The sequence below is a fragment of the Microbacterium ureisolvens genome (assembly GCF_015278315.1).
GTDB classification, from domain to species: Bacteria; Actinomycetota; Actinomycetes; order Actinomycetales; family Microbacteriaceae; genus Microbacterium; species Microbacterium ureisolvens.
Window position 1 is genome coordinate 84355 of sequence record NZ_JADIJE010000013.1, and the last position, 21576, is coordinate 105930.

At 72.9% G+C, this 21576-nt stretch carries 12 protein-coding genes (1 of these 12 only partly in view); 9 read left to right on the plus strand and 3 right to left on the minus strand.

The window, feature by feature from the left end:
• The 5 genes from IM767_RS17450 to IM767_RS17470 form a co-directional block, all read left to right on the plus strand.
• On the plus strand, positions 1-10370 hold the end of the coding sequence (locus IM767_RS17450) for a beta strand repeat-containing protein (protein WP_162564314.1). 20038 nt of this gene lie to the left of the window's left edge; 10370 of the gene's 30408 nt are visible here — the last part of the coding sequence; the start codon falls outside the window, past its left edge; the stop codon is at positions 10368-10370.
• A 241-nt stretch (positions 10371-10611) separates the two neighbouring features.
• The gene (locus tag IM767_RS17455) at positions 10612-11052 is read left to right on the plus strand and encodes a nitroreductase family deazaflavin-dependent oxidoreductase (protein WP_109210987.1); all 441 of its coding nucleotides are present in this window, start codon (positions 10612-10614) and stop codon (positions 11050-11052) included.
• A gap of 74 nt (positions 11053-11126) precedes the next feature.
• Entirely contained in the window at positions 11127-11657 is a 531-nt protein-coding gene (locus tag IM767_RS17460; protein WP_109210986.1) for a hypothetical protein, read from the plus strand.
• Positions 11654-13222 (plus strand): polysaccharide deacetylase family protein, encoded by a 1569-nt coding sequence (locus IM767_RS21190; RefSeq protein ID WP_109210985.1) that lies wholly within the window; start codon positions 11654-11656, stop codon positions 13220-13222. Before IM767_RS17460 ends, IM767_RS21190 begins: the two co-directional genes overlap by 4 nt.
• Before the next feature lie 37 nt (positions 13223-13259).
• Positions 13260-14003 (plus strand): formylglycine-generating enzyme family protein, encoded by a 744-nt coding sequence (locus IM767_RS17470; protein WP_109210984.1) that lies wholly within the window; start codon positions 13260-13262, stop codon positions 14001-14003.
• A gap of 140 nt (positions 14004-14143) precedes the next feature.
• Here the strand turns inward: IM767_RS17470 and IM767_RS17475 are convergent, their stop codons facing one another.
• Positions 14144-15628, minus strand: a complete 1485-nt coding sequence (locus IM767_RS17475) for an NCS2 family permease (RefSeq protein WP_109210983.1) — start codon at positions 15626-15628, stop codon at positions 14144-14146.
• A gap of 127 nt (positions 15629-15755) precedes the next feature.
• Here IM767_RS17475 and IM767_RS17480 point away from each other — a divergent pair, with 127 nt between their 5' ends.
• The 4 genes from IM767_RS17480 (at position 15756) to IM767_RS17495 (ending at position 20088) form a co-directional block, all read left to right on the plus strand.
• Positions 15756-17444 (plus strand): cell division protein PerM, encoded by a 1689-nt coding sequence (locus IM767_RS17480; protein ID WP_239453375.1) that lies wholly within the window; start codon positions 15756-15758, stop codon positions 17442-17444.
• Positions 17445-17505: 61 nt separating this feature from the next.
• Entirely contained in the window at positions 17506-18108 is a 603-nt protein-coding gene (purN, locus tag IM767_RS17485; protein WP_109210982.1) for a phosphoribosylglycinamide formyltransferase, read from the plus strand.
• A gap of 26 nt (positions 18109-18134) precedes the next feature.
• Positions 18135-19739, plus strand: a complete 1605-nt coding sequence (gene purH / locus IM767_RS17490; protein ID WP_109210981.1) for a bifunctional phosphoribosylaminoimidazolecarboxamide formyltransferase/IMP cyclohydrolase — start codon at positions 18135-18137, stop codon at positions 19737-19739.
• A 16-nt stretch (positions 19740-19755) separates the two neighbouring features.
• Positions 19756-20088 (plus strand): hypothetical protein, encoded by a 333-nt coding sequence (locus tag IM767_RS17495; protein ID WP_109210980.1) that lies wholly within the window; start codon positions 19756-19758, stop codon positions 20086-20088.
• On the opposite strand, the gene IM767_RS17500 is transcribed toward IM767_RS17495, so the two are convergent.
• On the minus strand, positions 20089-20781 hold the full coding sequence (locus IM767_RS17500; protein WP_162564313.1) for a hypothetical protein: 693 nt from the start codon (positions 20779-20781) through the stop codon (positions 20089-20091).
• A complete protein-coding gene (locus IM767_RS17505) occupies positions 20774-21523 on the minus strand; it encodes a hypothetical protein (RefSeq protein WP_109210978.1) in 750 nt (249 codons plus the stop codon). The genes IM767_RS17500 and IM767_RS17505 overlap by 8 nt, the downstream gene beginning before the upstream one ends.
• Between the last annotated feature and the right edge of the window lie 53 nt (positions 21524-21576).

Genomic DNA, 21576 nt, shown 5'->3' on the forward strand with positions numbered 1-21576 from the left:
TCACGACGAACGCCTCGATCGACAGCACGTCGGCAGCGCGCACGCGCATCAATCCCGATGCGGCGGGCGCGGGTGCCTGGCAGAGCGTGCTGGTCGCCGCGCACGACACCACCGACACGCTCACGATCGCAGCCGCCCTCGCGGTGGGCGCGGTGGCGGTGTCTGGTGCGGTCGACATCGGCGTCGCCGACATCGCCGTCACCACGTCGATCGGCGACTTCGCGCAGGTGCGGGCAGCTCACTCGCTCACGATGCGATCCACCTCCGTGCGCGAGATCCAGACGTTCGTCGCGAACCTGGCCGGCGGCGCCGTCGGCGTCGGAGCGTCTGTCTCGGTGTGGACGGTCGGCGGAACGCCGAGCGGCTCGTACGACGACGGCGGCGACAACGGTCCGCGCGATGCCCTCAGCTCCTCGGGCGGCAGCCCGCAGCAGCAGGCTGACACGGCCGTCGCGGGCAACGGCGACAGCGGCAACAGCCTGGGCGGCTTCCGCGACATCCTCAGCGACGCCGAGGATGAGGAGGGCGCGTCGCAGAACGTCGCCGCCATGCACCGGCAGAACGGCGTCGCCGCAGCCAACAGCGCGGTGCAGTCGGCGCAGACCGGCGACTCGCTCGTCGCCGATTCGTTCGCCGAGGCCCCGATGCGGGGGACGTCGAGCCGGATCGGCGCCGATGCGTTCGTGCAGACGGGTCGCGGCATCGCCGTGCTCGCCGACGCGGACGACACGTACTTCGGCCTGGCCGGATCGGCGTCCGCCGGCATCGCGGCCATCGGGGTCGCCGTGCTCGTCGCCACGCTGCGCCCGACGATCGAGGCGGGCGTGGCGACCGGCACCGTGCTTCGCTCGGGCGGTGACATCACGGTGCGCTCCCGGTACACGGAGGACACGTACGGGCTCGCGTTCGCCGGTCAGGTGGGCGCCGTCGGTCTCGGCGGTCAGATCGTGGTCATCTCCAGCGTGGTCGACCAGGAGGCCCACATCGACGACGGCGCCTCGATCCCGGCCGCGTACGGCACGGTCGCCGTGGAGGCGATCGCCGATCGCGCGCTGGAGGCGCACACCATCGGCCTCCAGATCGCCGGCGTCGCCGTCGGCGGCTCGGTGGCGATCGTCGACCTCTCCGCTGACGGCGAGACGAGCGACACCATCGCCCGCGTCGGGATCGTCCAGATCGGGTCCGAGAGCCCGGTCGGGGGCGTGCGGGTGCTCGCCGACTCCGACATCCGGATCGACGCCTCGGCGCTCGCGCTGTCGGTCGGCGTCGCATTCTCGGCGACGGGAGCCGGCGCCGACATCGAGATCCCCGGCCGCACCGCGGCGACCTTCGCCGGATCGGCGGTCTCGTTCGGAACGGTGAGCGTGCGGGCCGTCGGCCGGAACGCCGTGAGCACGCTCATCGCCGCAGTGCAGGGCAGCGGCGTGGCCACGATCGGCGCCTTCATCACCGAGGCCGTCATCAGCCGAGACACTGTCGCGTCGACAGCCGCGGGCAGCGTCATCCGGGCGGCGGGTGCGGTGACCGTCGCCGCCGATTCGCGGAACCACGCGGACGCGTCGATCGCCTCGGGCTCGTTCTCGGGCTTCCTCGGCGCCGCCGTCCAGGTGCAGAGCGCCACCGTCTCCGGCCTGACCGAGGCGCTGCTGCGCTCGACCGTCGAGCAGTCGGGGTCCGTCGCGGTGACAGCGGTCGGCGAGAACCGCGCGATCGCGAACGGCGTGCTCCTCGCCCTCGGCGCCGCGACGATCTCCGGGGCGCTCGTCACCGCGCTCGTCACCGAGGACGCCGCGATCCGCGCGTCCGCCTCCGGGCCGTACATCCACAGCCTCGGCGTCGTCGCGGTCACGGCGACGGTCGCGACAGACGGCGGCAGCGGAGGCCTCGCGGGCGGCAACCTCGCCAAGGCGTTCCTCACCGCCGTGAGCGGCGCCCTCTTCAGCGGCTCGGCGTACGGCGCCCGCGCCGAGCTCCGCGGCGCCACCACGGCGACGCTCGACAGCATCGTGTACTCCTCGAACGGGGTCGACGTCGTCGCCACCGCGACGAACACCGCCGACGCCGACACCTTCTCCGCCGCGCTGGGCCTGTTCACCGTCGAGCTCCTGGTCGCCGAGGCCACCGTCCTCACGAGTGCGGCGACGCGCGCCCGCGTGCTGCAGAACGTGTACGCGAGCGGAATGAGCGCGGTGCGCTCGACCGCGGCGAACACCGCGACCGTCGACACCGATACGGCGGCGATCTCGCTCGCGGGCGGAGCGGCGACGCTGCCGGGCGCCCGCATCGCGGCCCCCACCGAGGCACTGTTCGCCGGAGGGCTGGAGGGCCGGGGTCTCACCGTCGACGCATCCGCCACCAACCGCGCGACCGTGGTGCTGAACATGCTGATGGTGGGGATCCTCGGCAGCGTCAGCCTCTCGGGCGAGTCGTACGCTGAAGTCACCGCCGCAGCCGGGACGCTTGCCGAGATCGCCTCGGGCGGACGTCCGGTGCATGCGCGCGGCGGTGCGGTCGCCGTGACGGCGTGGTCGCTGAACGCCGCGAAGCTCGACGTCTCGCGCGGCGGCGGTGGCGGCCTGGATCTCTCGATCGTCGCGCCGCGCAGCACCGTCGCCGCAGCCACGATCGCGCGGGTCGGCGGTGCCGATTACACTTCGTCGTCGTTCGCGGTCTCGGCATCGTCGCAGAACTCCGCGGCGACGACCCTCACCCTCACCTCCATCTCGGCGATCGGCGGCAACGGCGTCTCGTCGACCGCACTCGTCCTCGACAGCGCGACGACGAGCGCGACCGTCGCCGCGGGGGCACGACTCGTGGCGACAGGGGCCGTCTCGGCCGAGGCGACCCAGCGGGCGGGAACCTCGGTGTCGGCCGCCATGAACGGCACGGCCGTCGGCCTGGTCGCGAGCATCTCGCTCTTCGGCGTCATCGCGACCCAGTCCGCCGGAGCGCTGGCGGCGTTCGACGGCTCGATCTACGGCTCGGCGAGCCTGCGGGTGCAGGCGACCGCCACGGGAGCCGTGAGCGCGACGATGCGGGCCGCGTCGGGCGGCACGATCGACGTCACCACGGCCTCTGCGACCGCGGCGATCGGTTCGGCCGCGTCGACGGTCGCGCGCTACGGCGCGGGCGTGCTCGTCGTGAACGGCACCGTGAGCATCGGCGCGGCGCAGACGACGACGGCGAACGCCACCACCGACAGCAACGGCGGCGGGGCGGTCAGCTTCCGTGACAGCACCGCGACGGCGACGATCGATGCGGCCTCGCAGGCGTCGACCGCGGCGCGACAGACCTTCGGCACCGGCACCTCGGTGCGCGCGACCGCGAACCGCACCGTCGAGGCGTTCGGCGGCCAGGTCGGCGTCTCGCTCGGCGGCGGATCCTCGCTCGTCGCCCTCGCGCGCATCGGGACGCCGGCACGCACGGACGCGCTCATCCTGCCTGGTGCGGTGATCCACGCTCCCGACGCCGCCGTCCTCGTCGAGGCGGTCGCCACCAACACCGCCGACTCCGGCGCCGGGGCGGTCGGCGTGGGCATCATCGTCAACGTCGGAAACTCCGATCCGCGGGCCGAGGTGCTCACCGCGACCCGCGCGCAGATGGCCGCGGCGATTCCGCTCGCGGCGAGCCTGCGGGTCGAGGCGCGCTCAGCCGACATCGCTCGCGCGTCGCTCGAGAGCCGCAGCGGGGGCCTGATCGAAGTCGGCGACGGCGTGGCCGTGGCCGGCGTCGACACCGACGTGACGACGGATGTCGGCGGGGGAGCGAACGCCCCGATCATCGTGCGCGGCGACGTCGCCCTCGTCGTGGACTCGCAGCCGCGTGCGGTGAGCGATACCCAGTCGAGCTCGGGCGGCGGCGTCCGCGTGGCGCACAACGCCGCCACGGCGACCAACCGCACCACGGTCGTGCTCGACATCGCCGACGGAACCCCGCTGGCCGCGGGCGGCACGATCACGCTCACGGCGCGCCAGAACACGGTCGAGCAGCCGGGCCCGTCCGGCCTGTCGTTCGACGCGGTGGAGGGCGTCGACACCGCGACGGAGCAGATCGTCCTCTCGGGACACGGCCTCGCTGATCTGGCGCTGATCACCTACGACGCCGAGGGGCAGACGCCGGTCGGCGGGCTCAACCCCGGTGACTCGTACCGCGTGATCGTCATCGACCCGAACCGCATCGAGCTCGGCGCGCTCCTCTCGGGCGGCCGCGCGACGGGAGCGGACGACACCCTCTGGTTCGGCTGGTACGTGAACATCGGCGGGTTCTTCGAGCTCTCCCAGCCCCGCGAGCACGGTCTGCGCGACGGTCAGCGCATCATCTACAACGCACCGGCCGGAACCGTTCCGGGCCTCGTCTCCGGCAAGGCCTACACGGTGCGGATCGTCGACGAGTTCCGGGTGCAGCTCATCGACGCCGACACGCCGGCGACCCCGGTGACGTTCCCGAGCTCGTCGGTCAGCGGCGACGGCCTGCGAATCCTCGCCGCCAACGGGTACGCCGTCGGCGCCGCGCTGGAGTACGTCGCCCCACAGCCCGCCGCCCGGTTCGCCGGCGCGTTCGTCGAGGCGCGTCAGTGGACCGCCGACGATCCCGCGAACGACCGCGAGGCGGGCCAGCTCATGGTCGTCGACGGCAACATCCAGTACTTCGGCGCCGGTGACGACTCGATCGCGATCCGCGACCACGGGCTCGTGACCGGCCGCGAGGTCTGGTACCAGGCCACCTCCTCGGTCATCGGCGGCCTGACGAACGAGCGCTCGTACTGGGTCATCGCGGTGGACGGCGACCGGATCCGCCTCGCCGACACCTATTGCGAGGCCGTCGGATTCGCCGGCGACAGCACCTGCTTCGAGACGGTGCAGACGGGCGTCGACGAAGAGGGCGACCCGGTCTTCGAAGACATCCCGATCGACGTGAAGGCGCTCGTCCTCGCCGCCCAGCACGGCTCCGACACCGTCCACACGCTCTACGACCCGGCGGCGAAGCCGGTGCTCGGCCTGCGCAACGGTCAGCGCTACTACGTCGTCGCCCGCGACGGCGCCGGGTTCAGCGTCTCCGCGACGCCGGGAGGTGCGCCGATCGTGCTCGGCCCGGGCGGCGGCACGAGCACGTTCCGCCCCGCGGTCGTCGACCTCGGCAACGCCTCGATCGCACTCGGGGATCGTCAGCGCCTCACGATCGACCTCACGACCGACGGCACCGGCACGCAGCAGTTCGTCCCCGGCAGCGTCGAGCTCGGGCTCGCGGGCGGCGGCGAGTACACCGAATCGTTCGTCGACGGCGGCGGCGGCGGGTTCATCTCGACCGGCGAGACCGAGCCCAGCACCACCGTCTCCGCCGACGTCGACATCATCGTCGGCGACAGCGCGAAGCTCACGGCGGGGCGCGACGTCGACGTGCTCGTCTCGTCGCACGTCGCCGGCAACGCCGAGGCGCGCTCGCGGTCGGGCGGCGCCATCGACATCAGCGCGTCGAGGGCGCGCGTCGACGCGCAGGCCACGACCGACATCGTCTTCGGCGGCGGCAGTCAGGTCACCGCGGGCGGCTCGGTCAACGTCCTCTCGCTCACCCGCGCGAGCGGCAAGGGCAAGTCCGACACGAAGGCCGGCGGCTTCGGCACCGGCGTGAGCGCCTGGGTGCGCCTGTCGCTGGTCGCCCTGTCGGCGGTGACTCTGAACGGCCGCATCACGGCAGGCGACGACATCCGCGTGAACAACCAGTCCGCATTCTTCGCGGACGCATGGATGAACGCCAACAGCGCGTCCGTGGGCGGTGCCGCCTCGGGCGGCGAGTGCGACATCCAGGTGAACGACGGCCGCAACACCGGGTGCCACACCTACGGCCGTTCGGCGAACGTCATCAACGTCGGCGGAAGCGCGTGGCTCGAGGGCGACGACGTCTCGCTGCGCGCGGCGCTGGCCGGCAGCAGCATGCGCGACGAGGGCTACTCGCGCGGTGAGGGCGTCGGCCAGGACGCCGATGCGCGGGGTCAGGTGCGCGTCGACTCGGCGAGCATCATCGAGATCTTCAGCGGCGCGAAGGTCATCGGCCGCCAGAGCGTCACCATCACGGCCGACCAGGGCGGCGAGGGAACCGTCGACCTGCGGGCGCACGCGCGGGCGAGCTGCGGCTGCCTCGGCGGCGACACCGACGCGGACTCCCGGGTGACGTTCAACGGGGACTCGCGGATCACCGCGCACCGTTTCGCCATGGTGAAGACGGCGTCCCTGCTCGTGCAGGCGCTGCAGACCGCCGTGACCGTCAACGCGACGTCGTCCCGCTCGGGCGCGGCGTTCGACGGCGGCAGTGAGAGCTCGCCGGAGAGCGCGTCCACGAGCAGGACGATCCAGTGGAGCGCCGACGTCATCCTGCACGCGCCCACTCCGCTCCTGGTCGTCGACAAGGACGGCCGCGTCGTCGAGCTGCACGGGCTCTCCGCGTCGGCCAACGGCTCGCCGCTCACGGTGGGCTCCGTCGTCGCGTCGGGTGCCGTCATCGAAGTGGCGCCGATCGAGAACAACGGCGGCGGCGAGGCTCGCTTCGTCGCCAACCACGGCTCGCATCCCGCGATCGTCCAGCGGGTGGTCTACGACGGCGCCGCGCACGACGGCACGTGGCGCGTCCAGAGCACCTTCGACTCCGTCACGATCCACAACTTCTCAGACCGCGAGCTGCACCTCGACCGGATCTCGGTGGTGAACCTCGACGCGAATCCGGCCGCGACCGTCGACATCGTCTCGCCCGACAGCGAGGGCTTCCGGTTCCGGATCGCGAAGCCGATCTTCGTGCCGACGCTGGTCGACGTCGCCAACCTCGGCACGCCGGGAGACCGCGACCTCGTGCTCGAGGGTCTCATCGACAACCCCATCGGCACGACGATCATCGTCAACGACGAGGGCGACATCCTCGCGGCCGACACCGGCGCGATCCGCATCAACATCGCCCGCCTGGACGCACCGCGGGGCACGATCGGGCGCTTCACCGGCAGCGGCGAGTTCCTCGCACGTGAGCAGATCGACATCACGCTCATCCAGTCCGACTATCTCGTCGACGAGGTCGACCCGACGCGCCTGGTCTCGCTGATCGCCGACGCGGCCGAGGATGTCGTCCTCGACATCACCTACATCGCGCGGATGACACCCGACTCGCCCTACATCGCGACTGCTTTCGCGCCGCAGCTCGGGCCGATCCACGCGGGACGCGACGTCGACATCGTGGTGCACGACTCGCTCACCGGCGCCGACGCCGCGGCCTTCAGCGCCTTCAGCATCCGCGTGACGGCGCAGGATCCGGGCGCGGCCGACGGCGACTTCGAGGTCTACTACTATCCGGATCAGGCGTGGCCCGGCTTCTCGGATCCCGTCCTCATCGCGTGGGGAACGGCGAACGTCCTCGTCGACTCGGCCTATGCGTTCAGTCTCGCGGCGGGTGACGACATCCGCGTCGTGCACACAGACGTCGCCACGACGATCTCGCTCCTCGCCTTCACCGACGTCGATGCGACGCTCGTCGCGATGCGCGACTGGACGGTGCCGTACTCGACGACCGACGGCGACGGCGAGATCACGATGCTCACGAACGGCCTGCTGCGGGTCGTGGAGACGGTCGGCGATCTGCGGGTCGGCACCATCACGTCCACCGAGGACGACGTCAACCTGTGGGCCATCGATTCGTGGGCGTCGATCCTGGATGACGGAACGATCGACGACGGCTCGGCCCGTGTCGTCGGGGATGTGGTCCAGCTCGTCGCGGGCGCGGGGACCGGCCGCGTCGGAGGTGCGGAGGTGGCGGAGCCGCAGGTCCGCGACTTCCTCGAGATCGACGCACGGACCCACATCACCTCGTTCGCTGGCGGCGACACCCTGCTCGACCAGGTGGCCGACACGCTGTCGGTCGACTACATCCAGTCCACCGCCGGCGACGTCGCCGTCCGCACCCGCAGCGGGTCCATCCTCGCGGCGCCCATCGACGGGCGTGTCATCGCCGACGGCGGCCTCGGCGAGGGCTCGATCGACCTCATCGCGATCGGCGGCCGCATCGGCACCGACAGCGCCGACCGCTCCGGCGACCTCGTCATCGACACCGGGCGCTACGGACGCCTGTACGCGGTGAGCGACACGGTGCCGGACCCCGCGCCGGCGCCCGAGCCGCTGCCGGGCGAGGAACCGCCGATCGTGCCCGCGCCGGCGCTGCCCGGTATCGGCGGCATCTTCCTCACGGAGGCGATCGGCGACGTGGTCGTGCTGCGCGCCGAGACCGACGACGGCGACATCCGCATCACCGCGCCGTTCGTCGCCAGCCAGGAGCCGGCGAGCCTGTTCGTCGCGACCGCCGGCGAGACGATCGACGGATCGCAGTCGGTCACCGAGGGGCGCGTCGTCGCGACCGGCGACATCACCCTCCTGGTCGGCCAGGACGTCTTCGCGCCGGCAGGCACGCTCATCCAGGGCGACACCGTGACCATCCGCGCATCGTTCGGCAAGCAGACCCCGGCGGACGGAGGGTCGTGGCTGTACTTCGGCGGGACGATCGCCGCGCTGCCGATCGCCATCTTCGGCGGCCTCGCCGACGACCGCTTCGTCTTCGACGGCACCCTCCTCGTCGGCCACACCCTGGTGTACGGCGGCATCGAGGAGAACGGCGCGCTGCCGACCGGCGACGACACGTTCGACGTCTTCCGGCTCCAGACGATGACCGGCACGCATCTCATGCCCGGCACGCCGGTCGACCCGACGGTGCCGGTCGTCATGCCGGACCCGGTCGAATGGTTCGCCGGGCGCGCCGTGCGTCATTCGCTCGTGCTGCACGGCTTCGACGGCGACGACGACGTCACGGTGCAGACCTGGGGCGGTGCCGACACCGATCCCCTCGGCCACGACTATCAGATCATCGTGCGGGGCGGGGGAGTGCCCGGATTCGACACCCTCACCGTCGAGGGCACCGATGCGGCCGACACGTTCCTCTTCCGCGCGCTCGCTGCTGTCGCCGGACACCCGGATGCCTCGCGCCCGGCCTTCGTCGCCGCGGTGAACGTCGCGGCGGGCACGGCCGAGCGCATCGTCTACGACCGCGGCCTCGCGCGCCTGACCGTGGTCGGCGCCGACGGTGACGACACCTTCGCGTTCGACGACACCAGCACCGCGACGACGGTGCACGGCGGTGCGGGCGCCGACAGGTTCGTGGTCGGGCAGTTCCACCCCGCGCCCGCCGTCGAGCCCGCCGTGCAGCCCGGCGACGCCTTCGCGACGGTCGAGACCGAGTTCGGCTGGCTGAGCCCGGGAGCCTCCTTCGCCCTCGTCCTCTACGGTCACGCGGGCGACGACGTCTTCGAGGTCAACCGGCACCGTGCCGAACTGCGCGTCGAGGGCACCATCGGCAGCGACCTGTACGACGTGCGCGCGGTGCGCGCCGCGGACGGCGAGTACCTGCCCACTGGCCGCCTCTGGCTCGAAGGCACCGCGAACACCGCGGGGGCGCCCGGCAAGGAGACGCTGATCGTGCGCACCGGCGGCGCGGCAGGCGACATCGCCGTCGGATACCTTGCGCAGGAGGTCTTCGTCAGCGGCGCGGGCCTGCACGTGCTGACGCGGCTCATGGACGGCGCGACGGTGCTCGTGCAGCCCCTGGCCCCGTCGGCTCCGATCACGCTCCCGGCCGACGCGCTGCCATCGCCGTGGGGCGTGCTCACCGTGCCGATCCCCGAGCCCGCCGCCCCCGGTTCCGGCCTCGTGATCATCACGGAGTCCGACGGCAGCACCCGCCTGATCACCGGCAAGCAGATCGTCGACAGCTACACGATCCGGCTGGCCCAGGCCGCCACGGAGACGGTCTACATCGCGATCTCGGGCGCCTACGCCGGCGGCCTGCTCTACGGCGAGGTCTCGATCGACGGCGGCCTGACCTTCTCCGACGGAGCGGTCCTGGTGATCCAGCCCGGCCAGGTCGGGCCGTTCACCATCGTGGTGCGCCTCATCGTGACGACCGCGCCGCACGGCGTCGAACTCTTCGCCTTCGTGCCCACCGCCGAGCCCGGCCCCGGCATGATCGTGCAGACGATGAGCCATCTCGTCTCGAGCGCCGATCCGCGCTTCGACACGGCGGAGGCCTCGAACGTCTACATCAACCTGCCGCCGCCCCTCGCACCTGACAACGGCCCCGACCCGGATCCCGACGGCGGCGACGGAGACGGCGGCGCCGGTGACGGGGACGGCGGCGCGGGCGACGGCGACGGCACGCGCGGCGCAGCCGCCGGCGCCGGTGATGGCCTGGCTGCGACCGGCGGTCCGAACGTGGTTCTGGGGCTGGGCCTGGGCCTCGCGGCCCTGCTCCTCGGGGCGGTGCTCCTCCTGGCGCGCCGGCGCCGGGCCTGACGGCGCGCCGGCGCCGCGACGGCGGTTGGGGTGTCAGGAAGGGTGGCTACGGTCACCGGGTTGCCGCGTGTTGCGCCACCTGAGCAGTGGGGCCGGTGGTTCGCGTGCCACGAAGGGTGGCTGCGGTCGCCGGGTTGCCGCGTGTTGTGCCACCTGAGCGGTGGCGCCCCGTCTCCGCCCGACGCGCCTCGCCCCCGCGCCCGCCGCGCCTGACCCCCACGCGCGGCCGTACGCTGGTGCCATGCCGCTGACCGGAGAGTACAAGCCGTCCACGTCCGACTGGGCACGCAAGCAGGCTGAGGCGTTCGAGGCGTCCAATGGCGAGAAGGCGAACACGCTGCGGGGCGTCCCCATCGTCGTGCTGACGACGGTCGGCGCGAAGACGGGGGCACTGCGCAAGACCGCCCTGATGCGCGTCGAGCACGCGGGGCGCTACGCCGTCGTCGCGTCGAAGGGTGGAGCGCCCGACGAGCCCCGGTGGGCCGAGAACATGCGCCGCCAGCCCCACGTGGAGCTGCAGGACGCCGACGTCAAGCGGGACTACATCGCGCGCGAGCTGTCGGGCGGCGAGCGTACCGAGTGGTGGGCGCGCGCGGCGGAGGTGTGGCCGGACTACGACAGCTACCAGCTGCGCACCGACCGTCAGATCGCGATCTTCGTCCTCGAGCCGCACGAGGACTGATCACCGGAACTGAGGCGTTGCTGAGCGATCCGAAAGCGGACCGCTTCTAGACTCGGCCCCGTCAGGGGGTCGGCGTGAACGGGGTTCCACGCGCAGGTGCCACCGCACGACGGTGGGAGATCGCTCTCGCCTGCGCGTCCGCCCTCCTCGTGATCTGCGCGGTGGGAGTCGCCGCCGCGGTCGCTGTGCCGCCGGCTGTCGCGAACCTCGTCAGCGAGGTGTCGGACGGCACGTCGGCGACCGGGCTCGGTGACGCGTCCGTCGTGGTGTCGGCCGAGTGGGTCGTCACGCGCGACGCGGCGGACGCGATCACCGTGCGCACCCCCGACGGTGTGCGGCGCGCCACACTGGAGTCGGTGGACGAGACGCCGGCGGCTGCCGTCCTGGCCGCCACGGCAGGAAGCGGCCCTCGCTCCGAGCTCCTCGCCTCGGGACTCGTGGCGGTGCACGTCGACCTCGACGACGGCGGGATCGTCGCGGGGGTGGGGGATCCGGATGCCGCGCCCAGCGTGCGCGTCGTCGTCGAGGTGCGCCCGCCGGACGGCGGTGCCCCGTCGGCCTACCGCACGGCGGTCGGCGACCTCCTGGAAGGGATCCGGCGGTGAGGCGCCGGTGGGCGGCGGCCGCCCTGGCGGTGACCGCGCTCGCGCTGTCGGCGTGCGCTCCCGCATCGCGCAGCGGATGGACTCCTCCGTCGTGGGAGCCGGAGGTCGTGCACGTGACCGCACCCGTCGCCGAGATCACGGCCGCCCGGGACGGCCCGCTCGGAGCCGCCATCGTGCCCCTGCGCGTGCGCAACGACGCTGTCGGGATCCAGGCGCGCGTCGCGCTGCTTCCCGCGGCGACGACCACGGCCGACGTCAACGCGCGCGTGGAGCAGGTCGTGCGCGGCGCGATCGCCGACCGTGTCGCCGCCTCGGGGATCGCCTACACGGCCTCGCCCTGGCCCGTGGGCTCCGGTCTCGCAGATCGCCGCTGCAGCGCCGGCAGCACGACGCTCCCCGCCGCAGAGCTCCTGGCCGACCCGGCTCTCGGCCCGGCGGGCGGCTCCGGCACCGCGGTGGTGTGCGGGATCGTCGCCGCGGGCGGCACCGTCGTGGGGCAGCGGGTGCGGGTGGTGAGCGGCGACCCGGCGCAGATCCACTCGGACGTGACCACCACGCTCTACGCCGACGTGCAGACCGGCGAGACGGCGACGGCGGACGCCCTGTGGGGAGAAGGAGCCGCTTCCGCGCTCGGCGCGCACATCGTCGAGGCGCTGCGCCGCGACGCGGGCGCCCTCAGCCGTCGTCCGGCGGACGTCGCGGATGAGACGCAGCTCGCGGCCATCCGGGCCGCGCTCGCCACGACGGTGCCCTCGGCGGACGGGCTCGTCGTCACCGTGGCGGCGGGCTTCACCGCCCCCGACCTGACAGGGCTCGGCGCGTCCCCGACCGCGGAACCCATCGCCTTCGCGGTCCCCGCCGCCGTCGCCGCCGATCTCGTCTCGCCGTTCGGTGCCCGGGTGCTGGCCTCGTACGGCCAGCCGTACTCGGGCCCGATCCCGGCACCCGCCGGATCCCGCGCCGTGGACTGCGCCCTGGTCCCCTGCGTCGCGCTGACCTACGACGACGGCCCGTCGGCCCGCACGCCCCTCATCCTCGACGAGCTCGCGGCCCACGACGCGGCTGCGACGTTCTTCGCGATGGGCCAGAACGCCCGGGCCCACGGCAAGACGCTCGCCCGGATGACGAGAGAGGGCCACGAGGTCGAGGGGCACACCTGGAACCACCCGCATCTGCCGCAGCTGACCCCGGCACAGGTGACCGCGCAGATCGTCGACTCGACCCGAGCGCTCGAGGCGGTGTCGGGGCAGGACATCACCGTCTTCCGCCCGCCCTACGGTGAGTTCACACCGCAGGTGCTCGCCGCCGCCGGGATGGCCGCGATCCTGTGGGACGTCGACACCCTCGACTGGCAGGGGCCTGCCGACGACGTGCTGATCGCACGAGCCGTCGAGCAGCCGCGCGCGGGGTCGATCGTGCTGCAGCACGACACGCAGGAGGTGACCGCGCGCACCGCGGGCGCGGTCCTCGACGGCCTCCTCGACCGGGGGTTCCAGCTCGTCACGGTGCGTCAGCTGTTCGGGGGAGACCTGCCCGCATCGGGGTCGTGGCGGCGGGCACCCTGATCGTCCCGGCGGTCTCGCCGCGTGCGATACTGCCGCGGTGACCGACATCGACCTCGCGCGCATCCCCGGCGGAACGGTCACGCTGCACGACGCGCGGCGCAAGGCGCGCTGGAGCGTCGAGCTCGAGCCGTACGAGCTCGGCGTGTATGCGGTCACCCAGGAGCAGCTCGCGGAACTGCTCGGCGAGTCGGCCACGCACCCGCGGCGTCCCGCAACGGACGTCAGCTGGCTCCGCGCGATCCGCTTCTGCAACGCCGCCTCGGAGTGGGAGGGGCTCGACCCGGCGTATTCGTTCGACGGCGAGGACGTGACGTGGCACGTCGACGCCGACGGCTTCCGGCTGCCGACCGAGGCGGAGTGGGAGCACGCGTGCCGGGCCGGCTCGACCGGCCCGCACTACGGGCCGCTGGCCGAGATCGCGTGGACGAGCGCCGACGGCGTGCGCTCGCCGCAGAACGTCGGCGGCAAGCTGCCCAACCTCCACGGCCTCTTCGACACCCTCGGCAACGCGTGGGAGTGGTGCTGGGATCTGCTCGACCCCGCCCGCTACGCCGACTACCGCGTCTTCCGCGGCGGCGGCTTCGCCGACGACGCCTGGAGCGTCCGCGCGTCGACGAGACGGGGCGGCGCCCCGCGGATGCACCACGACGACGTCGGCTTCCGCGTGGCCCGCGGCGGCTTCGACGCGCTCGACGCCGCGCAGGGCTGGTCAGCGCGCGCCGACGCCGAACGTGCTGCCTACGACGGCGCCACCCCTCCCGGCTGGACGCCGCTGCGCTGACCCCGGACGCCCGGACGACCCCGATCGTTGCGCGAGCGAGGAACGAGCGAGACGAAACGCCCGGAGCTTGCCCAACCCCCGCGAACGCCGAAGGCGACGGATGCCGCGGGCCGCGGCATCCGTCGCCTTCGAAGCGTCTGTCAGCCGAGCAGCGTCTCGAGCGGGCCGCGCGCGAAGTACAGCACGAAGCCGGCCGCGACGATCCACAGGAGCGGGCTGATCTCGCGGGCCTTGCCCGACAGCGAGCGCACCACGACCCACGCGATGAAGCCCGCGCCGATGCCGTTGGCGATCGAGTAGGTCAGCGGCATGACGGTGACCGCGAGGAACACCGGCAGCAGGATCGAGAAGTCCGAGAAGTCGATGAAGCGGATCTGCGACATCATCAGCGCACCGACGATGACGAGGGCGGATGCCGCCACCTCGGTGGGCACGATCGACACGAGCGGCGTGAAGAACATCGCGATGAGGAACAGCGCACCGGTCACGACGTTCGCGAAGCCCGTGCGGGCGCCCTCGCCGATGCCCGCCCCCGACTCGATGAAGACGGTGTTGGACGAGCTCGAGGTGAGACCACCGGCGACCGCACCGACACCCTCGACGATGAGCGCCGACTTGATGCGCGGGAAGTCGCCCTTCTCGTCGGCGAGCCCGGCCTCCTTCGACAGGCCGGTCATCGTGCCCATCGCGTCGAAGAAGTTCGTGAAGACGAGCGTGAAGACCAGCATCAGGGCGGCGAGCACGCCGATGCGCTCGAACGAGCCGAACGAGATCTGACCGACGAGCGAGAGGTCGGGGACGCTCACCAGCGACGACGGCAGCTCGGGGACCGACAGGCCCCAGCCGCCGGGGTTGACCTCATCGCCCTCGAACTTCGGGCCGATGTTCCAGATCGCCTCGACGACGACGGCGACCACGGTGCCGGTGACGAGGCCGATCAGGATGCCGCCCTTGACCTTGCGGGCCACCAGGACGCCGGTGAGCAGCAGCGTGAAGACGAAGATGAGCGTCGGAACGGTCGCGACCGAGCCGTTGACACCGAGGCCGACCGGGGGAGAGGAGGCGCCTGTCGCGGTGACGAAGCCGGCGTCGACGAAGCCGATGAAGGCGATGAAGAGCCCGATGCCGACCGTGATCGCCAGCTTCAGCTGGATCGGCACGGCGTCGAAGATCATGCGGCGCAGGCCCGTGGCCGCCAGCAGCACGATGATCAGACCGTTGATGACGACGAGGCCCATCGCCTCGGGCCACGTCACCTGGCCGACGACCGAGACGGCCAGGAACGAGTTGATGCCGAGGCCGGCGGCGAACGCGAAGGGCAGGCGCGTCACCAGACCGAACAGCACCGTCATCACGCCGGCGGTGAGGGCGGTGGTCGCGGCGACCTGGGTGAACCCGAGGGTGTCGCCTGCGACATCCGTTCCGCTGGACAGGATGATCGGGTTCAGGATGACGATGTAGGCCATCGTCACGAAGGTCACGACACCGCCGCGGACCTCGGTGCCGATCGTGGAACCTCGGCGGGTGATCTCGAAGAACCTGTCGAAGCCGTTCTTCGGCTCTCGCGGCTCGGGGTTCTCGGGGGCTTCGGGGGCGTTGGGCGCCGTGGACTCGGCTGTGCTCATGTGGGGGACCTCCAAGGGAAAACGTTAGTCCTTCGCGGGCGAACCTGGGGATTCGCTGAACGGATGCCGCGCCCCCGCGCGCGGCCGCCCGAAGCACCCCGGCACCGCGAAGTAGGGTCGATGGCGCATGCATCGCCTCATCGTCGCCCTCCTCGCCACCGTCGACGCCGCCATCGCGGTGGCAGTCGGCCTTGCGGCGACCCTCGCCCCGCTCACCCTGCTGTGGGTCTTCGGCTTCGGCGGCGGCGCCGACTGGGGGGTCCTGTGGCCGGCCGGCGTCTCGGTGTGGCAGCTCGGAAACCTCGTGCCGCTGCACATCACGCTGCCGCCCGAGTACCTCGCGACGACCGGCATCGACGCGGACGCGGCATCCTTCGTCCTCTCCCTCGCGCCGCTGGCATTTGCAGCCTTCACCGCGATCTTCGCCGCCCGCTCGGGCGCCCGCGCCTCGCACGCCGATGCCTGGCTCACCGGTGTCGTCACCTCGACCGCGGTGTTCGCGGTGCTGGCCACCGGCGCGGCGCTGACGGGCGCCAACGAGGTGGCGCGCGCGGAGCTGTGGCAGGCCATCCTCGTGCCCACGCTCGTGTTCGCCGTGCCGGCCGTCGTCGCCGCCGTCGTGACGGAGTGGTCGGAGGCGGGAGCCGGAGCGATCGCACGGCTGCGCGACCGCATCGAAGCCTTGCCCCACCAGTGGGGCGAGGTGCCCGCGCTCGTCGCCCGCGGCGCGGCGGTCGTCGTGGTGGGCCTGGTGGGAATCGGCGCCGCGGTCGCGGCGGTCGCGCTGTTCGCGAGGGCCGGGCAGATCGTGGCGCTGTTCCAGGCGGGCGACGTCGATGCGCTCGGTGCGACCGTCCTGACGCTCGCGCAGCTCGCGTACGTGCCGACGCTCGCGGTGTGGGGCCTGAGCTTCGTCGCCGGCCCCGGGTTCGCCGTCGGCGCCGACACGTCGGTGTCGCCCGCCGGCACCCAGGTGGGCGTCGTGCCGGGCCTTCCGGCGCTCGGCGCGGTGCCCGACTCCACGACCACGTGGCTGCTCCTGCTCGCTCTGCTGCCGGTCGCGCTCGGCGCGCTGGCGGGGTGGATCGTGCGCTCGCGTCTACTGCACGTGGGCGATTCATCGCGACGGATGCCGCAGCCCGCGGCCGCGACCGCGTCAGCCTCGTCGCGGTTCGACGCGTCGAAGACCGCGGCTCTCAGCGGACTGCTGTCGGGCACGGCCGACGAACCCGCGCGCCCGGAGCCGCAGACGGCGGACACCGAGGAGGCCGAGGACCCGATCGGGGCGCGCCTGGTCACGACCGCGGCCATCGCTCTCGTCGCCGGCGCGGCGGCTGCGCTGCTCGCGTGGGCCGCATCCGGGTCGCTCGGACCAGGCCGGCTCGCGGAGTTCGGACCGGAGCCCGGCCCGGTCGCTCTGGCGGTGGGACTCGAGGCGATGCTGGGCGCCGGCATCCTGCTCCTCTCGCCGCGGTCCTCCCGACGCGTGTCGGGAGTGCGCGCCGACCGCGTCGGGCGCGACGCTCTCGGTGAGGGCATCGGTGGGGAGCCGATCGCGGGGTCCGAGTCGGGAGCGGCCGGAGCGGCGGGCGCGGCCGGAGCAGCCGGAGCGGCCGAGGCCGCCGTGGTGGAGCCTGCCGCCGCCCACGAGGACGCTGATGGCCCGGTTCCCGAATGGCTCGCGCGGCTGCGCGCCCAGGACGAGGGCGGCAGCGTGACAGGCGGCGTCCCGGCCGGCCGGTCATCCGGTGCGCCTGGCGCGTCGGATGAGACGCGCACCGAGCCGATCGACCTGCCCGGTCACCCGGAGCGCTGAGGCGCTGGCCGCCGCGGGCGAGCGGCCGGAGCCACCGGTGCGCCCCGGCTAGACTGAGCGGGTGCTCTCGGTCGCCGTCCTCATCTCGGGCGCAGGGTCGAACCTGCGCGCCCTGCTCGACGCGGCGGCCGATCCCGATTTCCCCGCCCGCATCGTCGTCGTCGGCGCCGATCGCGAGGCCGACGGGTTCGCGCACGCCGAGGAGTACGGCATCCCCACGTTCATGGTCCCCTTCGCGCAGTTCGGCACGCGCGAGGAGTGGGGCGCCGAGCTCGGCGCGCAGCTCGAGGTCTGGCGCCCCGACCTCGTCGTGCTGAGCGGGCTCATGCGGCTGCTGCCCCGCGACCTCGTCGACGCATGGTCGCCGCGGATCGTCAACACCCATCCGGCGTATCTGCCTGAGTTCCCCGGCGCGCACGGCGTGCGCGACGCGCTCGCCGCCGGCGTCGCGCAGACCGGGGCCAGCGTCATCGTCGTCGACAACGGGGTCGACTCGGGGCCGATCGTCGCCCAGGAGCGCGTGCCCGTGCTCCCCGGTGATGACGAGCACGCCCTGCACGAGCGCATCAAGCCCGTCGAACGCCGCCTGCTGATCGACGTGGTCCGCCGCGTCGCGACCGGCGAGCTCGACCTCGCCGCGGCATCCGCGAACGCGGCGCACTGACCCCTATCCCACCGAGGAGACCCGCCATGGCCGGACCGAGCCACGACCCCGCCCTCTACCGCCCCCGCGACGTCGTCCCCATCCGCCGGGCTCTCGTGTCGGTGAGCGACAAGACCGATCTGCTCGCGCTGGGCGAGGCGCTCGTCGCGGCGGGCGTCGAGATCGTGTCGACGGGCGGCTCGGCCACGCTCCTGCGCGAGGCGGGCCACGAGGTCACCGACGTGTCGAGCGTCACCGGGTTCCCCGAGTCGCTCGACGGCCGCGTGAAGACGCTGCACCCGGGCGTGCACGCGGGCCTTCTCGCCGACCTCCGGCTCGAGGACCACGAGCGCCAGCTGTCGGAGCTCGACATCGCCCCGTTCGAGCTGGTGGTGGTGAACCTCTACCCGTTCGTCGAGACCGTGCGCTCGGGCGCCGAGGGCGACGACGTCGTCGAGCAGATCGACATCGGCGGTCCCGCCATGGTCCGCGCGTCCGCGAAGAACTACGCGAACGTCGCGATCGTGGTCTCGCCCTCGTCGTACCCCGCGGTCATCGACGCCGTTCGAGCCGGCGGGACCACTCTCGTGCAGCGACGTGAGCTCGCCGCCCGGGCCTTCGCGCACACGGCCGAGTACGACCGCGCCGTCGCGACCTGGTTCTCGGAGGGGACGCTCCTCGAGGAGGACCTGCCCGCGCACCTGACGATCAAGGCGGAGCGCCTCGCGACGCTCCGCTACGGCGAGAACTCGCACCAGCGCGCCGCCATCTACACCCGCAACGGCGGCCACGGCATCGCCCAGGCGACGCAGCTGCAGGGCAAGGAGATGTCGTACAACAACTACGTCGACGCCGACGCGGCCCTGCGTGCCGCGTTCGACATGGTCAAGCCCGCGGTCGCGATCATCAAGCACGCGAACCCGTGCGGCATCGCGGTGACGGCCCCCAACGCCCTCGACCCGATCGCCAGCGCGCACCTGCGCGCCCACGAGTGCGACCCGGTCTCGGCCTACGGCGGCGTGATCGCCGCGAACGGCACGGTCACCCTCAAGATGGCCGAGAACCTCAAGGACATCTTCACCGAGGTCATCGTCGCGCCCTCGTTCGAGCCCGAGGCCCTCGAGGTCTTCAAGGCGAAGAAGAACCTGCGCCTGCTGCAGCTGCCCGCCGACTGGCAGCAGGAGCGCATGGATGTGCGCCTCGTGTCGGGCGGCCTGCTGCTGCAGGACGCCGACCGCTTCCCCGACGACATCGACTCCGTCGCCAAGGACTGGCAGCTCGTCTCGGGCGAGCGCCCGGCCGACGAGGACATGACCAACCTCATCTTCGCCTGGAAGGCGTGCCGCGCCGTCAAGTCGAACGCCATCGTGCTGGCGAAGAACTCCGCGACGGTCGGCATCGGCATGGGCCAGGTCAACCGCGTGGACTCCTGCCGGCTCGCCGTCGAGCGCGCCGGCGACCGGGCCGCGGGCTCGGTCGCGGCATCCGACGCGTTCTTCCCGTTCGCCGACGGCCCGCAGATCCTGCTCGACGCGGGCATCTCGGCGATCATCCAGCCGGGCGGCTCGGTGCGCGACGACGAGGTGATCGCCGCGGCCCAGGCCGCGAACGTCACGATGTTCTTCACCAACGAGCGCCACTTCTTTCACTGAGCCGCGGAGGACGACGATGACGGACGCACTGGCCGACCGCTGCGCGACGCTCGCGCAGCCGGTCGTGGATTTGATGGCCGCCGCGATCGAATGCCAGGCGGGCGGCGCCGACGCGTTCGCCCGCGTGGCCGACCTCGCCGGCGAGGTGCGGCGGGTGGCCGAGCGCGGCACCGTGGGCATCGACCAGGCCGACTACCTCGCCTGGTCCGCTGAAGCGCCTCGCCTTCTGACCGAGATGGCGGAGGCCGCCGAGCGCCGGGACAGCCGCGCGGTGTGGGCGGCCTTCGCGGATCCGCAGGCCGGACTGCACCGTCTCGGCACGGCATGCTCGGGGCAGCCCCGCTGGTGATCAGCAGCCGGCCGGCATCGGCCCCGGCGCCGCTTCTCCCCAGTCGGTGAACCGGGCGTCCAGGCTCCCTGTCTCGTCGGTGCGCAGCAGCTCGGAGGGGAGGGCGCGACCCGTCGTGCTGACGCGCAGGATGCCGGCGGTGCCCTCGTCGCCCAACAGGAGCTCGATCGCGCCCTCCGCGGGCGCGCCGATGCCCGACGCGTCGGCGCTCGCATCCGCCACCAGCGCAGCCGGGTCCAGCAGGGGGTGCCAGCGCGTGACGAGGTCGTCGCTCGCTGTCACGCACGCGACGGCGCCCGGCTCGAGCCCCACCGGCACGGCGACGGCGGCGGCGGGGGTCACGGCGGCGGTGTCGCCGTCGACGACGATCGAGGTGGTCTGACCGTCGACGGTCACGTCGGCGCTGAAGCTCCCGGGGGCGCCGGAGTACGCGACGTCGAGCGTGCGCCCGGCGGCGTCACGGAACGCGACAGTCATGACCGTGGCGGAGCCGGCCATGTCCGACAGGATCTGCGCACGGGCCTCTGACGGCTGCAGCAGCGCCACGCCGTTGCCGTCCCGTGCGGGATCGTACGACGACAGGTCGACCCAGGTCGGCGTGGGGACCGGCGGCGCCGGTGGTGCGGCGCAGCCGGTCAAGAGGAGCAGCATGCCCAGCCCCACCGCACCGACGGTCCGTCGGGGCTCAGTCATCGGCGGAAGCCGCCTGCGCGTCGGCGACGCAGGCCGAGGCCGCTCCCTGGGCGGAGAGCGCCTCGGCGTCGAGCGCGACCGGCTGGTCGGAGGCTGTGGCCGGGCGCACCACGACGCACGACCGCTCGTCGATGAGGCCCGCGGAGAGGGGGATCCAGGCCTCTTCACCCGTGACGAGCTGCGACACGTCCACGGTGTCGCCGCCGGGCCCGCCCACGACGAGGAGCTGATACGGCACGTCGGGGCCCGACCACGTCGCGCGCACGTTGTCGGCGCTGACCGAGAGGCCGAGGCCGGTGGCTGCCGCGCCGGGATTGAGCATGCCGATCACGAGGAAGACGGCGAGCGCGATGAGTGCGAGCAGGGTCGTCGCGATCGACACGAGGGACGCCGGATGCCGCCACAGCGGTCGCGGCTTCTCCACGCTCTCGGTGAGCTCGGGCAGGACGTCGGCTGAGGTCTCGAGCGGCCGGATGGGGCCGGGCGTGCTCGCCAGACTGCCACGGCCGGCCTCCCACCCCACGCGCACCGGGGTGTAGCCGGCGGGCGGCGTCTCCACCGGCGCCGGCGCGAACATCGGCGCGGCCGTGACGATCGCCGGGGTGCGCCGGGGCGGGCGCGACATGGTGGCGAGCGGAATCGCGTCGGTCTCGGGCTGCTCGGGGGACGCATCCGTCCGCACCTGCGCGTCGCCCGGCGCAGCCTGGCGGTGGAGGCGGCGCGTCGGGGGAGTGGAGGTCATATGATTCCGGCGGGATCGGGGCCCGATTCCGGTCCGGGCACCCGATTATCATA